Genomic DNA, 15,789 nt, shown 5'->3' on the forward strand with positions numbered 1-15,789 from the left:
AGTTTTAATTAGTAATTTTATCTAGCTATTCTGTTGCCAATTACCACATATTAAAGAAGTATGAAAAATATCCTGATTATAGATGATGAAATTAATATCTGTACCCTCCTGAGTAAATTCCTCGGGAAGCATGGATTTGATGTGGATACTACCATGACCGGCGGCGCCGCATTGAAAATGATGAAAGAGAAAGCCTATGACCTGGTACTTTGCGATTACCGGCTCAAAGACACAGATGGCGCCCAGTTGCTGCAAGATATACACCAGATCAACCCCTCTACCATCGTTATTATTATCACCGGTTATACCGATGTAAGAGTGGCCGTGGAAATGGTGAAAAACGGCGCCTATGACTATCTTTCCAAACCACTGTACCCTGATGAAATTTTAAACCTGGTACATAAAGCTTTTGCGCATAAAGAAGCGGAACAGGAAAGACAAGCCGTAAGGCCCGTAGAATCAGGGTCGGAACCGGAAGTGCGGGAAACCTTGCTTTCCCGTAACCAAAGCGATAAGAATGATAAATACGTGTATGGCGAAAGCCTGGGCGCCAAGGAGTTATTCCGCCAGATTAAACTGGTTGCGCCTACGGACTATAGTGTGATCATCTTTGGGGAAACCGGCACGGGCAAGGAATCGGTTGCTCACCTGATCCACCATCATAGTAAGAGAAGCCAACAACCCTTTGTTGCGCTGGATTGCGGAAGCCTGTCGAAAGAACTGGCCGCCAGTGAACTATTTGGTCACGAAAAAGGCTCCTTTACCGGCGCTATTAATACCAAGATCGGTGCATTCGAACAAGCACAGGGTGGTACTTTATTTCTCGATGAGATTTCGAACCTGTCTTACGATATCCAGGTAGCCCTGCTCCGGGTATTGCAGGAAAAAGTGATCCGCCGCGTAGGCAGCCTGAAAGAAATTCCCATCGATGTACGCATCATTGTAGCCTCTAATGAAAAGCTCTCTGAGTCTGTACAACGGGGCAAATTCAGGGAAGATCTTTTTCATCGCCTGAACGAGTTTACCATTTATATTCCGCCATTGAGAGAACGTCGCGAAGACCTGCCACTCTTTACTTCTGCCTTCGTAAACCAGGTGGAAAGAGAACTGGATAAGTCCTGCGGTAAGATCTCCCCGGAAGTGTGGGATTGCTTCAAACAATACAACTGGCCAGGTAATATCCGCGAGCTGAAAAATGTGATCAGAAGGGCCTGCCTGCTGACACCCGAAATGGAAGATATTACCATGTCGGCATTGCCACTCGAAATGAAAGAAGCATTTATCCAAACACCGGAAGATGTGCAGATCTCCGGCGAACTGGCCCTGCTTTCCAATGATAACGACCTGAAAACAGTAGCGCTGCAAGCAGAGTACAACAAGATCATTAATGTGCTGAAAGAAGTGAAGTACAATAAAACCAAAGCTGCCCAGGTGCTGAACATCGATCGTAAAACACTGTACAACAAATTGCGCTTGTTAAATATTAATTACTAAGCCCAAAACATAAAGCTATTGTGGAGAATGACCAAAGCGATTTTATAATATTCGCTAAGATCATTCTCCACAATAGCTTTATGCTTTGGGCTCAAAAAGCGGCATGGTAATGGAAAATGCAGTTCCTTTACCTGGTTCGCTCTCCACGTTAATAGTTCCTTTGTGATTAAGCAGTATATTTTGGGTGCTGGTAAGGCCAAGGCCGGTGCCTTTGGCTTTGTTGGTATAAAACGGATCAAACAACCGTCCCAGTTTATCCGATGGGATACCAATTCCATTATCAGCAATCTGTAGCCTGGCCCTGTTTTCCTGGGTGCGTGTGGTCGTCACCGTTAGTATTCCTTTCCCTGATACCATTGCCTCTATGGCATTGATAATGATATTCAGGAAGGCAATCACCACTTTTTCCTCATCTGCATTGACAATGATATCCGGAGATACCAGTTTGCGGTCTACCTGTATGTCGTTGAGCTGCAACCGGTCATGCGACAACGATAATGCTTTTTCTATCAATTCATTAATACCATGGGGGTCCGTATGTAATTCTATCATTCGCGTGCTATGCAGCAGCTCTGTAATCAATTGATTAATCCTTGTACAGTTGCGCTCTATGATATCTGTGTATAACACGGCATCGTCGCTGGTTACAATAGAATCTTCTTCCTTGAATTGGCTTACTGCCAGCAGGATATTTGTGAGTGGGTTTCTTACTTCATGCGCAATCACCCTGGCAATACGACCGGTAATGACAAATTTTTCCCGGTGTTGTTTTTCTTGTTCTTCTCTTTTCTTCTCTGTAATGTCCTGTATAACACAGAGGAATATCTGAGCTGCTTCATCCAGCATTACTGCATTGATATGTACCACCATCTTTTTGTTGATAGCGGTTTTAAATTCATATTCCGGTGTAAAGGTATAGCCATCATGACAGATATTGTTTAAAAACGATTCACTTTCATCTTTAGAAAGAAAAAGATCCCGCAGGTGCAGTGCTAATATCTGTTCCCGGTTATATCCAAATGCTTTTAATGCAGCAGGATTAGCGTCAATAATATTCCTGTCGCAATCCGCCAGTATAATCAGGTCATGGGCTTTTTCGAAGATGCCGTAATATTTTTTTTCACTTTCTTCAATTGTACGGCGGTGATTGTATTCATCCAGGGCGTAACGGATAGACCTTTCCAGCAGGTCGGCGGTGATTTCCCCTTTTACCAGGTAGTCGTACGCGCCTGCTAGCATGGCTTCCCGGTCAATGTGGTAGTCGCCTTTACCGGTAAGCATAATTACAGGCAACTGGTTAGGCATTTCCTGTACCCGGCGTAACACATCAATACCGGTATTAGGTCCCAGGCGATAATCGACCAGGTACACGTCGTGGACATCGCTTTCAAGGGCGGCAATTCCTTTCTGATAGGACGGTGCCCATTCGATCTCATATTGGCCGGGTGAGATGTCTTGTAATAGCTGTGTGACCAGGAAGAAATCGTCCTCATCATCATCTATCATTAAAATTCGGATTAGGCGCTCACTCATTGGCGTAGATTAGCGTGTTTGCAATTAAAGACAAATTTACCCGCAATAAAGATGCTAGGCTTTTAGATCGGGGTGGGCTTGCTTTTGTTTCAACGGTAGTGTTACAACAAAGGTTGCGCCTTCATTGGGGATACCATAAGCCTGGATAAACCCGTTATGACTATCTACAATCTTTTTACAAATAGCGAGTCCTATACCGGTGCCGGTGTATTCGCTGATACCGTGCAGGCGCTGGAAGATGAGGAAAATACGTTCGGCATAAGCCTGGTCAAAGCCAATACCGTTATCTTCCAGGCTGATACGGCAAAAAGTATCATCCCATTGACTTTCTTTTACCATACCTAATTCTTTACCCATTAAGAGCTGATGGTGTATCTGTATCTCCAACCGCCTGTCGGGGCTGGCAAACTTAATAGAATTGGCCAACAGGTTTTGAAACAGTTGATGAAAAGAGGTATCGCTCCCTTCAATTACCGGCAGCTGGTCATATTTTACCAGGGCATTCTTTTCTTCCAACGTCACTTCCAGGTCGCTGAGCACTTCTTGTAGTAACTGGTTCATATCTACCCGGGTAATACTCTCAGGGGTAATACGCCCGGCCCTGGAAAAAATCAGCAAATCATTGATCAATACCCGCATGCGGGAAACAGCCGATACCATACGCTCTATCAGTTGGCTGGCATCGGGAGGCAGCTGTTCTTTATATTTCATCTGGAGCCGGTCACTAAATGTTGATATCTTCCGCAGGGGCTCCTGGAGGTCATGGGAGGCCACATAAGCAAATTGCTCCAGCTCCTGGTTGGTTTTATTCAGCAGGGAAATGTTCTGCTGTAAATCCCGCTGATACGACTTCATCCTGCTTTCTATATACAGTTGCAGCCTGAACTCCCGGGTAAGCGTGATATAGGAATAGATGCCGATTATAATGGCTACCAGGGACGATATAAAGATCATGGGTACCCACATAACCGCAAAAAAATGGAACAGCTCGGATTTCTCCTGTACAAGGTTTTCCTCAATTTTGATCATATCCCTCACTTTGTTGTCGATGAGGTCCATGGAGCGTTCGCCCTCTTTTACGGAGGAGAGCTGGTTCAGCTGGGCCGATTTTTCTCCGCCTAATTTTAGTTGCTGATATTTAATGGCCAGCAGCTGCCGAAGGGTATCCAAATGCCGCTGCTGTACGGAGTTGTCGGCGGTTATTTTTCTTAACAATTGGTATTCTTTCTCAATCCTGTTACTGCGTTCGGCCATACTGGGGTCCAGGAATGAACTATCTTTAGTGAGATTGTAGCCCCTGATGGCTGCTTCTGCTTCCTTCAGTTGACGGGTAATTACCTCCAGCCTTTTAGATACCTCTATGGCATGATTAAGGCGTCCTGCATTGTCGAGCAGGTTTTTAGCCACAAGGTAGGAAAACACCGAGGCTGCTATAATTACGGTAAATGCAATAAAAAAGCCGAGTCGTATCTTTTTGTGTACTGAAAAATGCATCTGACTTTAAGGGCTGTTGAGAAAGCATTTGAAGTTACTATTTATACACGGAATTCCGGATTAAAATATCTTTTTTGCCTCAAATCACCCACTGAGCAACATATTCCACAGAGTGTTTTATAATTCTACGAGCTCAGCAAACTTAGGCAACCGCCGTTTAATGCTGAGGTAGGATTATTTATTATCCCGCTGCAGTAGAGCATTTGATCTACCAGGAGGCATATACGGCGGTGAACTATGCATGGCTGGAATGAACTTTGGGCCATCTCCCATATCATTACGTTCACCTAAAAAATCAGACTATGAATAAGCCGGAAAGAAATGCAGAACCAACACCAGATCCTGGAATACCTGGCAAACAACAGCCCGGAAAAGAAGAGCCTACGCCGGTACAACCGCCGCCTGTACAACCACCTCCGGATAAGCCCGAACTAGATCCCATTCCGGAGGAATTGCCCGGGCGGGAGAAGCCACATAAACCGGCAGACCCACAGGGACAAGCCTTTGATAAACAATCACCAATAACATAACCATTTTTTTAAATTAAAAATCTGTTACAATGCCTACTAGTAAATCAGCCGGTAACGGCAATACCAGAAAAAGCACCAGTGACAAAATGGAACATTCAAAATTCCATGAACTATTCCTGGAAGAGTTGGAAGATATCTACTGGGCCGAAAAAAATTTGGTGAAAGCATTACCTAAAATGCAAAATGCAGCTTCGTCAGACGATTTGCGTAATTGTATAGCTGACCACCTGGAGCAAACGAAAGGGCATGTAACCCGGTTGGAGCAGGTGTTTGAGCTATTGGGTAAAAAAGCCCGGGCAAAAAAATGCGAAGCCATGGAAGGCCTGATCGCAGAAGCACAGGAACTGCTGGGAGACACAGAGGAAGATACCGCCGTAAGAGATGCGGGGATTATCATCTCCTCCCAGAAAGTTGAACACTATGAGATAGCAGCCTATGGCAGCTTGTGTACACTGGCCAATACCATGGGACATACCGACGTAGCCAAAATACTGGAACAAACTTTACAGGAAGAAAAAAATGCAGACAGCTTACTTACTGAAATAGCCGAATCAACTGTAAATGAAGCAGCATTGGCCGAGTAATAATGAGTAATAAAATACGTTAAACGGAATGTTACCAGGGCTCCTCTAAGTGGGGAGCCCTTATTATGACGGCAACATCGGGGAATATCTACAACAGATTGATGAATAGCCGTAAATAAATACCCCTCCGCTTACGGCGGAGGGGTACAATAAGTAATGTGCATTGCATTTTCCCAAAGAAAACCATAAAGGCTAAGCCCGTTATGCAAACAGGAGTTGTTCCTCCCGGTCTTCTACCTTTATTTTCTTGATAAACTCGTCAAATCCCGCTTCTTCGTGCGAACTGTAGGCGCCATAAGCATCCAGTACATATCCCTTTTCTCCGTCCTTATCTTCCAGCACATACAGTACAGAGGAATCAGAAGGGTCAGATTCTCCTTCAAAGCGGTAAGTTTTAATAATGGTCAGATCTTCCGGATTATAAATTTTTTGTGCCTCCGTATTCTGTAACCTACCGTGATCACTCATTTTTAGTTCATGGTCAAATCCGCGCTCATGTAGTCTTTCCAATACCCTGGATAAAGTTGTCATTTCACCTGGTTTTTCCATAAGAAAAGGTTTTAGTTAACCTCAAAAAACCAAAAGTTATGCCGCGATGTTTTAACATAGTGGTACTATTTGTGTTTACTTTTTTACATATCAAAACCTTCATACTATGCGTGCAATATGGTCAGGATCTATTGGATTCGGGTTAGTAAATATTCCCATAAAACTATACAGCGCAACCCAGGACAGCCGGTTAGACCTCGATATGCTCGACAGCAAAACGCTCGCTCATATCAGGTTCCTGCGTGTAAATGAAAATACCGGCAAAGAAGTACCCTGGGACCAGATTGTGAAAGGATATCTCTATAAAGATGAATATGTGGTATTGGAAGAAGAAGATTTTGAAGCCGCCAGCCCCAAGAAGAATAAGATCATAGAAATAGAATCGTTTGTAGAAGAAACAGATATAGATGATATCTATTTTGAATCTGCCTACTTCGTAGAGCCCGCAAAAGGAGGCGAAAAAGCATATGCCTTACTCCAGCAATCGCTGGAAAAAAGCGGCAAAGCAGGGCTGAGCCGGTTCGTACTCCGATCCCAGGAGCACCTGGCCGTAATCAGGCCCCGGGAAAATTACCTGTTGCTTCAGCAATTGCGCTTTGAAGAAGAAGTAAGATCATCGGCAGACCTGTCCCTCCCTTCCAGCGTAAAACTGTCTAAAAGAGAGCTAGACATGGCCATGGAGCTGGTGAAACAATATACCGCCAAATTTGATATCACGCAGTATAAAGATGAATATAAAGCAGAACTGCTCAAAATAATAAAAGCCAAAGCCAGTGGCAAGAAGCCGGTAGTAAAGAAAATGCGCGTGGTACATACCAAGAGCGATGATTTGTTTGATCAGCTGAAGGCCAGCCTCAACAAGCCTGCTGCTAAAAAACGCGCCTCATGAGCCTTGTAAAATATAAGCAAAAACGTAATTTCTCCAAGACCAGTGAACCTGAATCCGGTAAGAAGGGAAAAGCCACCTCGCATATTTTCGTGGTACAACGCCACCATGCATCCAGGCTGCATTACGACTTTCGCCTGGAGGTAGATGGCGTGCTTAAAAGCTGGGCCGTACCCAAAGGTCCTTCTATGAACCCGGCCGATAAAAGACTGGCGATGGAAGTAGAGGACCATCCTTACGATTATAAGGATTTTGAAGGCACTATTCCGGCCGGTAACTACGGCGCAGGCACCGTCTATATCTGGGATAAAGGTACCTTCGAATTGCTCCATCCCAATGGTGACAGCTTCGACAAAGAAGCACTCCGCGAAATAAAATCCGGCGATCTGAAAATAGTGATGAGAGGAAAGAAACTAAAGGGAGAATTCGCGCTGGTAAAAATGAAAGGTAAAGAAGATAATGCCTGGCTGCTGCTGAAACACAAAGATAAATATGCCGTGCCGGAGTATAACAGCGAAGACTATACGCCGGAAAAAGTAAAAACCCAGGGGGTAAAAGAAAAAGCGGCTATGAAGCAGGCCGGGAAAAAGAAGCCCGTAATACGGGTAAAAGCAGCACCCACCGCTGCGCCGGCCAAACAAAAGAAAATAACCGGCGGCCACCCGGTAAAGAATCGTTACAAGCCCATGCTGGCTACCCTGGTAAATGATGCCTTCGATGGGGAAGAGTGGTTGTTTGAAACAAAATGGGACGGCTACCGCGCCATCGCCGCAGTGGAGAATAACAAAGTGCGTTTATACTCCCGGAATGATAAATCTTTTTTAAAAGACTACCCACCAGTAGTAGCCGCCGTGGAAAAAATTTCGCATACGGCCGTACTGGATGGGGAAATTATGGTGCTGGATAATAAGAATCGGGCTGACTTTCAAACCTTACAGCACTATACCACTACCGGCAAAGGCCACATCGTGTATATGGTGTTCGATCTCCTGCACCTCGACGGACATGAGCTGCAACATCTATCCCTGCTGGAACGGAAAAGTTTATTAAAAGACCTGTTATCGACACTCAACGATGATACCGTTCGCTTTTCGGAACATGTACTGAAAAACGGGGTTAAGTTCTTTGAGAAAGCCCGGAAGCTGCAGTGGGAAGGCATTATCGCCAAAAAAACAGACAGCGCCTACGAAGAGGGCAGGAGGGGCATGTCATGGCTCAAAATAAAAATAGTCAATGAACAGGAGGCGCTGATCTGTGGTTATACGGCCCCACGTGGCAGCCGCAAGAAAATAGGAGCGCTGGTCCTGGGCATCTATGAAAATAAAAAACTGAAGTACATAGGCCACTGCGGAGGCGGGCTCAATGACACCACTATTGGCGAGCTATACAACCGCCTGCAGCCACTCGTTACCAAAACTACCCCCTTTGCGGAAAAGGTAGTCACCAATATGCCCGTTACCTGGGTGAAGCCTGTACTGGTGTGCGAAGTAAAGTTCCAGGAATGGACCAGCGACAAAATTATGCGGCAACCTATTTTCCTGGGGCTGCGGGAAGATAAGCCTGCAAAGGAAGTACAGCCGGAAATAGCAAAACCGTTGACCATGACAACAACTGAAAACCAGCGTATCCTTACGTTAAACAGCAAAAAGGTAACATTAACCAACCAGTCGAAATTGTACTGGACGAAAGAGAAGATAACAAAAGGTCAGTTGATCGACTATTATTTGTCCGTGGCCAACTATATACTACCTCACCTGAAAGACAGGCCAGAATCATTGCATCGTTTCCCTAACGGTATCGACAAACCATCTTTTTATCAGAAAGATCTGGACCTGGAACAAACGCCCGACTGGATCAAGACTATCCCCCTGCATTCAGGTTCTACGGGTAAAGACGTGGACTACTTGGTATGCAACAACGAAGCGTCGCTGGCTTATATGATCAACCTGGGCTGCATTGAAATCAATCCCTGGCTGTCGCGTTTAAACAGCCTGGAGAATCCTGATTTCATTGTACTGGACCTTGATCCCGAGCATATAGATTTTCGTTATGTAGTGGAGACGGCGGTACATATTAAAGCTGCATTGGACCGGTTTAAGGTACAGGCTTTCTGTAAAACTTCCGGGTCTACCGGCTTGCACATTTACATTCCCACCGGTGCCAAAGTAAGTTATGACACCAGCCGCCTTTTTGCAGAGTATATTGCCCGGCACGTAAACGCAGAACTTCCCCGTACCACCAGTGTTATCCGGGCAAAGGCATCCCGGGACAAACGGGTATACATCGACTACCTCCAGAACAGCCGCGGACAAACTGTGGCTGCGCCTTATTCGGTAAGGCCCAAGCCTGGCGCTACGGTGTCTATGCCGATAGATTGGAAGGAATTGAATGACGACCTGCGCATGAGCGATTTTGATATCCATAACTCACTGGACCGGCTAAACGAAACCGGCGACATATGGCAGGATATCAATAAAGTAAAAAACGATTTGCGTAAAATCATCGGGGAGATGGAAGGACAATAGCCGATTTTATGCCTGCGCAAAACAACCCGTTCCCGGAGGCAAAGGAACTATTATCTTTGCAGGGCTATGTCTAAAGGCCATATTTTAATCATTGATGACGAAGACCAGCTGCGCAAGCTATTAAGCAGGCTGCTGGCCCTGGAAGGATATACCCTCCATGAAGCCCCCAATCTGAGGGCGGCTATGAAAATCCTGGAGAAGGAAGAAATACATGTTATTCTTTCCGATGTAAAGTTGCCCGATGGCAATGGAGTAGACCAGGTACAGCAGATACATGTCAAATATCCGGAAATAGAAACGATTGTACTGACGGCTTACGGCAACATTGCCGATGGCGTACAAGCCATTAAAAACGGCGCATTCGATTATATTACCAAGGGAGATGACAACAACCGTATTCTTCCCCTGGTGAGCAAAGCCATGGACAAGGCACATCTGCAATTCCGAATCCGTGACCTGGAAAAGAAGATAGGAGGTAAGTACAGCTTTGGCAACATACTTGGCGATTCGCCGGAAATCCGTGCTGCCATTGCCCTGGCAGAAAAGGTAGCGCCTTCAGATATGACGGTGATGCTGCTGGGTGAAACCGGTGCTGGTAAAGAAGTATTTGCCCACGCCATTCACCAGGGAAGCCAACGTAAACAACAACCTTTTGTAGCAGTGAATTGCAGCGCTTTCGGAAAAGATATCCTGGAAAGTGAGCTGTTTGGCCACGTGGCTGGCGCCTTTACCGGCGCAGTAAAAGATAAGAAAGGATTTTTCGAGGAAGCCCGGGGCGGCACTATTTTCCTGGATGAAATAGGGGAAATGCCTATTGAACTACAGGCGAAAATGTTGCGTGTGCTGGAAAACCAGGAGTTTTATAAAGTGGGGGAATCTAAACCCACTAAAACCAATGTGCGCATCATAGCAGCTACCAACCGTAACCTGGAGCAGGAAATTGCGGCGGGGCATTTCCGTGCGGACCTGTTCTACCGGTTATCCGCCTTCCAGATTTCGCTGCCATCCCTCAATGAGCGCCGCAAAGACATTCCACTGCTGGCTAACTGGTTCCTACAACAGATAGCACCTAAAATAAACAGGCGGATTACTGGTATGACACCAGCTTTCCTGCAGGCGCTGCAGCAACACAGCTGGAAAGGAAATATACGTGAATTGCGTAATGTGATTGAGCGGGCCGCCATTTTAACGGATACGGATATACTGGATACGCCGGTACTTCCCCTGGATTTTCAGCAAGGCAGCTCCGAAGAAAACACATCTCTCCGCCTGGCCGACATGGAAAAGAAACATATTATCCGGGTGCTGGCACACGCCAAAGGCAATAAGACCAAGGCCGCAGAATTGATGGAAATAGGCTTAACTACGCTCTATAACAAGATAAAAGAATACAATATTACTGCCTTATAACAGCCATCCGAGTAACAGGCACGCCAGTACGATAAATGGAGAGGGTAGCCTGGTTAGGCATAATAACGCCAGCGTACTGGCCATGATCAACAAGTTGTACCAGTTGATCGGTATGGCAAAGAACAGGATAAAGGTGGCTGCCCACATAATCCCTACCACTACGGCATTGATACCTTCCAGGGCGCGGTAAATCACTACATATTTTTTGAGGTTGTTCCAGATAGGGAAAAAGAACAATACCAGTAGCAAGCTCGGCAGAAAAATGGCAATTGGCGCCAGCATACAGCCCAGGAATTGGTAACCCATACCCAGGTTACGCATAGCCATACCGCCTACATAAGCAGATATGGAGAAGGTAGGACCGGGAAGTGCGCGCATGATACCGGCGCCTGTCAGCAACTCTTCTGCAGAAAGATATTGCGATTTGGCGCGGGTTACATATTGTTCCAGCATCATCGCTATCAGGATATCGCCGCCTCCAAATACCAGGCTACCGAAACGGTAAAAGTTTTCGAAGAGGTTGAACGGACGACGGGTAATCCACTCGTGGGTACGCGCCATTTCAGATAAAACTCCCGCCAGGATGAATATAGAAGCAAACAGCCAGATATTTCCCCATTGTATTTTCCGGGGCTTTTCCGCATTCCCGGGAATACGTTTATTACTGAAGTTAGATACGATGCCACCTAATATGATCAGCGCCGGAAAGGTCCAGGGCGATTTCAGGTAAAATGCGGTAAACATGGCTACCACCATGATGGCGCCGGTAGCCAGGTTGTTGATACTGATGCGAAAAGCCCGAATGCCGCCATAGGCAAGGAAACCCACGGCCATCGGCTGCACATACTTGAAAATATCTGTTCTAAGGGCATTCTTACCAAAATACTGTAACAGGAAACTCAGGGACCCCATGATCAGGCAAGCCGGAGAAATCCATATCAGCAGCGTAATAACGGCCAGGATTACTCCTCCCCGTTTATAGCCAATCAGGGTAAGGGTTTGGGAGGAGGAGGCGCCGGGTAATAACTGACAGAAAGCATTATATTCCATCAACTCTTGCTCGGTAACATCCTTACGTTGCTGTACAAACGTTTTCATCATCATCGCCAGATGACCCTGCGGGCCTCCATAGGCGGTAATGCTATGTAATAGCACAGCTTTTAAGAAAGGAATATGACGTAGAAGCACAGTGTTTTTTAGTGAATTCCGATTGGACGAAGCAATAAGGTAATCAAATATCCTGACAAAATACAACCGCGTTGCCAATATTGGTAACCCCTCAAAATAATAAAGGCACAATACTTGTAATATTGGCCCCATTATAACGAATATGGCCTTTTGTCCGTTGTGATAGTTTCGATACTAGCCTGGTTAATATCCCACCAATGTCTGAGATGTTCGGACCTAAAGAATAACCATATTGAGGAACCATTAAAGAATGACTTGCTTATACGCAGGATATTTATAAAGTCCCGGAACGATGAGTTGCCGGGACTTTGAGTTTTATAGCACCTTATTTTTTAAGACCTATTTCACGTAAACGTTCATCCAGGTATTCACCTGCAGTGATCGGCTCATAAGCCAGCGGGTTGTTGGCTGTAACACAGCTTTCCAGTGCGTCCAGCTTCATGGCTGACTTAGGATGCAGGAAGAAGGGAATAGAGTAACGGGAAGTATTCCACATTTCCCGGGGAGGGTTTACCACCCGGTGCGTGGTCGACTTCAAACGGTTGTTGGTTAAGCGTTGCAGCATGTCTCCCACATTTACCACAATCTGTTCTGGCAGTGAGGTCACCGGTACCCAGTTGTTCTGCTTGTCAAGAATTTGCAGTCCGTCGGCCGACGCACCCACCAACAGGGTAATCAGGTTGATATCTTCGTGCTGTTCTGCCCTGATGGCCGATTTAGGCTCCTGCGTAATAGGAGGGTAGTGAATGGCTCTCAGGATGGAATTACCATTATGGATTTTATTATCGAAATAATGCTCGTCCAGCCCCAGGAACAAGGCAATGGCTTGTAACAGGTACTTACCGGATTGTTCAAATCCGCGGTATGCCTTGAAAAAGGTGGGTGTGAATGCAGGTACTTCCGCCACCTGTACATTATCCGGGTATTCTGCCCCGATAGGATCGTTATCTTCTACGGTTTGTCCAAACTGGAAAAACTCTTTCAGATCCGGGGCTTCGTATCCCTTGGCATGCTCTTTCCCAAACGAAGTGTAACCCCGCTGGCCGGCCAGCTCCGGAATCTCGTATTGGTGTTTGGTATCAAAAGGGAGCTTAAAAAATTCCTGCACGTACTTGTAGAGGTCAGCAATCAGTTCGTCAGGAATCCCATGATTCTTTACTGCTACAAAACCAACTTCTTCATAAGCCTTACCTAACTGCTGCACAAATGCTGCTTTTCGCCCTGCGTCTCCGGATGTGAAGTCCGCAAGGTCCACTGAGGGGATTGAGTGGGTGGTTGCCATATCTTATATTATTGTTTTGGAGCGATAAAGGTAGCGAAAATAGCACTATGGGCAGCAGAAAAGCTATCGGGTTACCGGCCAAATCCCCCTGGCCGGCGGCCCTTACCGGAAATATTGTTCCTCCTCATGGGTGATGTCTACCACAGCGTACCGGGCTATCTTGCTGATCAGCATTTCATCCATGATATCGACCATATTCTTGTAGTTCGCCCTTTTATCTGCTTTGATCAGTACCATCAGATCATTTTTATGAAACGCGTCCATCACAGCCGCTTTTTTATCAATAATTACATCCCGGATGCCAGCGTGATTGGCATAGCTGGAGTAGTGCACCTGTGGCGGCTGGGCGGGGTCGTTGCCTATGCCTTCATACCAGGCAATACGGTTATCGGGCCCTAGTATTACGGTTAATGCCTTCTTTGCCGGGAGCGACATCGGCTCTCCATCCTCCCGGGGCATCACCAGGTCCATGGTTTTGGGTTTTGTCATGGTGGTGGTCAGCATAAAGAAGGTAATTAGCAGGAAGCCCAGGTCTACCATGGGTGTCATATCCACGCGGGTCGACTTTTTATTGCTACGGGTGCCGTGGCCCCCTTTGGGAGCAGCAGTATTCATTTCAGCCATAACTAACGGTTTAGGGTATACGAAAATGATTGAAAGCGCTTTCAGCTATTAGATGCGGCAGCGGATTTTTTCCATAAATGCAAAAAGAAAGGGCGTTCAATCTGAACGCCCTTTCCGGGAAAAATCTATTTAATGATTTGTTTAAAACTCCGCACTCTTCGGTGTTCTCGGGAATGCAATCACATCGCGGATGTTAGACATGCCGGTTACAAACAGCATCAGGCGCTCAAAGCCGAGGCCAAAGCCGGCGTGAGGAGCGGTTCCAAAGCGGCGGGTATCCAGGTACCAGCTCAACTCTTCTACCGGAACATGCATTTCTTCCATACGCTTTACCAGCTTGTCATAGTTTTCTTCACGCTGTGAACCGCCTACCATTTCACCGATACCCGGGAACAGGATATCCATTGCCCTTACGGTTTTATTGTCGTCGTTGAGTTTCATGTAGAAAGACTTGATCTCTTTAGGATAATCAGTTAAGATAACCGGCTTCTTAAAGTGTTTTTCTACCAGGTAGCGCTCGTGCTCACTCTGCAGGTCAGCGCCCCAGCCTTCAATCAGGTACTGGAACTTCTTATTCTTATTGTGTTTGCTGTTTTTAAGAATGTCGATCGCTTCTGTATAGGTAATGCGTACGAACTCGTTGTGCAATACAAACTCCAGTTTTTCTATCAGGCCCATTTCGCTGCGTTCCTGCTGGGGCTTTTGCTTATCTTCTTCCACCAGGCGGTTCGCGAGGAAATCAAGATCATCGCGGTTATTATCCAGTACATAGCCTATTACCGACTTGATAAAAGCTTCTGCCAGGTCCATGTTATCTTCCAGCTCATAGAAAGCCATTTCTGGTTCTATCATCCAGAACTCCGCCAGGTGACGGGCGGTGTTGGAGTTTTCTGCACGGAAAGTTGGGCCGAAGGTGTAGATGTCACCAAAAGCCATAGCGCCCAATTCGCCTTCCAGCTGCCCGGAAACAGTGAGGTTGGTAGATTTACCAAAGAAATCTTCTTTGAAATCAATGTCCCCGCTGTCGGTACGCGGCGGATTTTTCACGTCCAGCGTGGTTACCCGGAACATTTCACCGGCGCCTTCCGCATCAGAAGCTGTAATGATAGGCGTATGCAGGTATACAAAACCCCGCTCATTGAAGAAGCGGTGTACCGCAAATGCCAGGGCGTGGCGTACGCGGAAAATGGCGCCAAATGTGTTGGTGCGGAAACGCAGGTGCGCAATTTCACGGAGATATTCCAGGCTGGGCTTGTTTTTCAGCTGGAGCGGATACTTTTCAGGATCGCAATCACCCAGTATTTCCAGGGAGCTGGCTTTCAGCTCTACTTTCTGACCCTTACCGAGGGAAGGTATAATTTCGCCGGTAGCACTGATAGCGGCACCGGTGGTAATACGCTTGATCAGCGCGGCATCAGTATTTTCGGCGTTTATAACGATCTGTAAATTATTATTGGTAGAGCCATCGTTCAAAGCTATAAACTGATTGTTGCGAAATGAACGCACCCAACCCTTAACTGTAACTTCGTAATGCGCCTTGTCATCGGACAAGATCTGCTTGACTTTTACCCTTTGGCTCATATATATTTAATTTTTAGGATTGCAAAAATAAGCGTAAATCTTCATAGTATATAATACCGGTAACCGCCTTTTTTCCTTTCCCAGGGTGCCAACAAAATGTTAAAAATAG

Annotated in this window: 13 protein-coding genes; 6 read left to right on the plus strand and 7 right to left on the minus strand. The window is 46.1% G+C overall.

Going from position 1 to position 15,789, the window contains the following annotated elements; all coding sequences use genetic code 11:
* Positions 1-60: 60 nt before the first annotated feature.
* A complete protein-coding gene (locus HGH90_RS20340) occupies positions 61-1,494 on the plus strand; it encodes a sigma-54-dependent transcriptional regulator (protein ID WP_168765171.1) in 1,434 nt (477 codons plus the stop codon).
* A 78-nt stretch (positions 1,495-1,572) separates the two neighbouring features.
* On the opposite strand, the gene HGH90_RS20345 is transcribed toward HGH90_RS20340, so the two are convergent.
* On the minus strand, positions 1,573-3,000 hold the full coding sequence (locus HGH90_RS20345) for a hybrid sensor histidine kinase/response regulator (protein WP_168765172.1): 1,428 nt from the start codon (positions 2,998-3,000) through the stop codon (positions 1,573-1,575).
* A gap of 81 nt (positions 3,001-3,081) precedes the next feature.
* Positions 3,082-4,521 (minus strand): sensor histidine kinase, encoded by a 1,440-nt coding sequence (locus tag HGH90_RS20350; protein WP_169191794.1) that lies wholly within the window; start codon positions 4,519-4,521, stop codon positions 3,082-3,084.
* 302 nt (positions 4,522-4,823) lie between these two features.
* Between HGH90_RS20350 and HGH90_RS20355 the strand changes: the two genes are divergently transcribed.
* On the plus strand, positions 4,824-5,051 hold the full coding sequence (locus HGH90_RS20355) for a hypothetical protein (protein ID WP_168765174.1): 228 nt from the start codon (positions 4,824-4,826) through the stop codon (positions 5,049-5,051).
* 29 nt (positions 5,052-5,080) lie between these two features.
* Positions 5,081-5,635, plus strand: a complete 555-nt coding sequence (locus tag HGH90_RS20360) for a ferritin-like domain-containing protein (protein WP_145661315.1) — start codon at positions 5,081-5,083, stop codon at positions 5,633-5,635.
* Positions 5,636-5,836: 201 nt separating this feature from the next.
* Here HGH90_RS20360 and HGH90_RS20365 read toward each other — a convergent pair whose 3' ends face one another.
* Positions 5,837-6,184 carry a hypothetical protein gene (locus HGH90_RS20365; RefSeq protein ID WP_168738085.1) on the minus strand — a complete coding sequence of 116 codons (348 nt, stop codon included), beginning with the start codon at positions 6,182-6,184 and terminating at the stop codon, positions 5,837-5,839.
* Positions 6,185-6,290: 106 nt separating this feature from the next.
* On the opposite strand from HGH90_RS20365, the gene HGH90_RS20370 reads away from it, so the two are divergent.
* From HGH90_RS20370 to HGH90_RS20380, 3 genes are all read left to right on the plus strand, one after another.
* Entirely contained in the window at positions 6,291-7,073 is a 783-nt protein-coding gene (locus tag HGH90_RS20370) for a Ku protein (protein WP_168765176.1), read from the plus strand.
* Positions 7,070-9,595 (plus strand): DNA ligase D, encoded by a 2,526-nt coding sequence (gene ligD, locus HGH90_RS20375; protein ID WP_169191795.1) that lies wholly within the window; start codon positions 7,070-7,072, stop codon positions 9,593-9,595. The genes HGH90_RS20370 and ligD overlap by 4 nt, the downstream gene beginning before the upstream one ends.
* Before the next feature lie 66 nt (positions 9,596-9,661).
* Positions 9,662-11,005, plus strand: a complete 1,344-nt coding sequence (locus HGH90_RS20380) for a sigma-54-dependent transcriptional regulator (RefSeq protein WP_168765178.1) — start codon at positions 9,662-9,664, stop codon at positions 11,003-11,005.
* Here the strand turns inward: HGH90_RS20380 and chrA are convergent.
* From chrA to asnS, 4 genes are all read right to left on the minus strand, one after another.
* On the minus strand, positions 11,000-12,193 hold the full coding sequence (chrA, locus tag HGH90_RS20385) for a chromate efflux transporter (protein ID WP_168765179.1): 1,194 nt from the start codon (positions 12,191-12,193) through the stop codon (positions 11,000-11,002). The two genes, HGH90_RS20380 and chrA, sit on opposite strands and share 6 nt — an antisense overlap.
* A gap of 325 nt (positions 12,194-12,518) precedes the next feature.
* A complete protein-coding gene (locus HGH90_RS20390) occupies positions 12,519-13,475 on the minus strand; it encodes an isopenicillin N synthase family dioxygenase (protein ID WP_168765180.1) in 957 nt (318 codons plus the stop codon).
* A 102-nt stretch (positions 13,476-13,577) separates the two neighbouring features.
* Complete coding sequence (locus tag HGH90_RS20395) at positions 13,578-14,099, minus strand: ExbD/TolR family protein (RefSeq protein ID WP_168765181.1); 522 nt, start codon at positions 14,097-14,099, stop codon at positions 13,578-13,580.
* 141 nt (positions 14,100-14,240) lie between these two features.
* Complete coding sequence (asnS, locus tag HGH90_RS20400) at positions 14,241-15,680, minus strand: asparagine--tRNA ligase (protein WP_168765182.1); 1,440 nt, start codon at positions 15,678-15,680, stop codon at positions 14,241-14,243.
* Positions 15,681-15,789: the final 109 nt, after the last annotated feature.

It is taken from the genome of Chitinophaga sp. Ak27 (genome assembly GCF_012726295.1).
Classification (GTDB): Bacteria; Bacteroidota; Bacteroidia; order Chitinophagales; family Chitinophagaceae; genus Chitinophaga.

Coding starts and splice junctions, on each gene's coding strand:
- HGH90_RS20355 (WP_168765174.1), top strand. CDS start 4,824: ATGAATAAGCCGGAAAGAAATGCAGAACCAACACCAGATCCTGGAATA.
- HGH90_RS20360 (WP_145661315.1), top strand. CDS start 5,081: ATGCCTACTAGTAAATCAGCCGGTAACGGCAATACCAGAAAAAGCACC.
- asnS (WP_168765182.1), bottom strand. CDS start 15,680: ATGAGCCAAAGGGTAAAAGTCAAGCAGATCTTGTCCGATGACAAGGCG.
- HGH90_RS20390 (WP_168765180.1), bottom strand. CDS start 13,475: ATGGCAACCACCCACTCAATCCCCTCAGTGGACCTTGCGGACTTCACA.
- HGH90_RS20370 (WP_168765176.1), top strand. CDS start 6,291: ATGCGTGCAATATGGTCAGGATCTATTGGATTCGGGTTAGTAAATATT.
- HGH90_RS20345 (WP_168765172.1), bottom strand. CDS start 3,000: ATGATAGATGATGATGAGGACGATTTCTTCCTGGTCACACAGCTATTA.
- HGH90_RS20365 (WP_168738085.1), bottom strand. CDS start 6,184: ATGGAAAAACCAGGTGAAATGACAACTTTATCCAGGGTATTGGAAAGA.
- HGH90_RS20395 (WP_168765181.1), bottom strand. CDS start 14,099: ATGGCTGAAATGAATACTGCTGCTCCCAAAGGGGGCCACGGCACCCGT.
- HGH90_RS20340 (WP_168765171.1), top strand. CDS start 61: ATGAAAAATATCCTGATTATAGATGATGAAATTAATATCTGTACCCTC.
- HGH90_RS20350 (WP_169191794.1), bottom strand. CDS start 4,521: ATGCATTTTTCAGTACACAAAAAGATACGACTCGGCTTTTTTATTGCA.
- ligD (WP_169191795.1), top strand. CDS start 7,070: ATGAGCCTTGTAAAATATAAGCAAAAACGTAATTTCTCCAAGACCAGT.
- HGH90_RS20380 (WP_168765178.1), top strand. CDS start 9,662: ATGTCTAAAGGCCATATTTTAATCATTGATGACGAAGACCAGCTGCGC.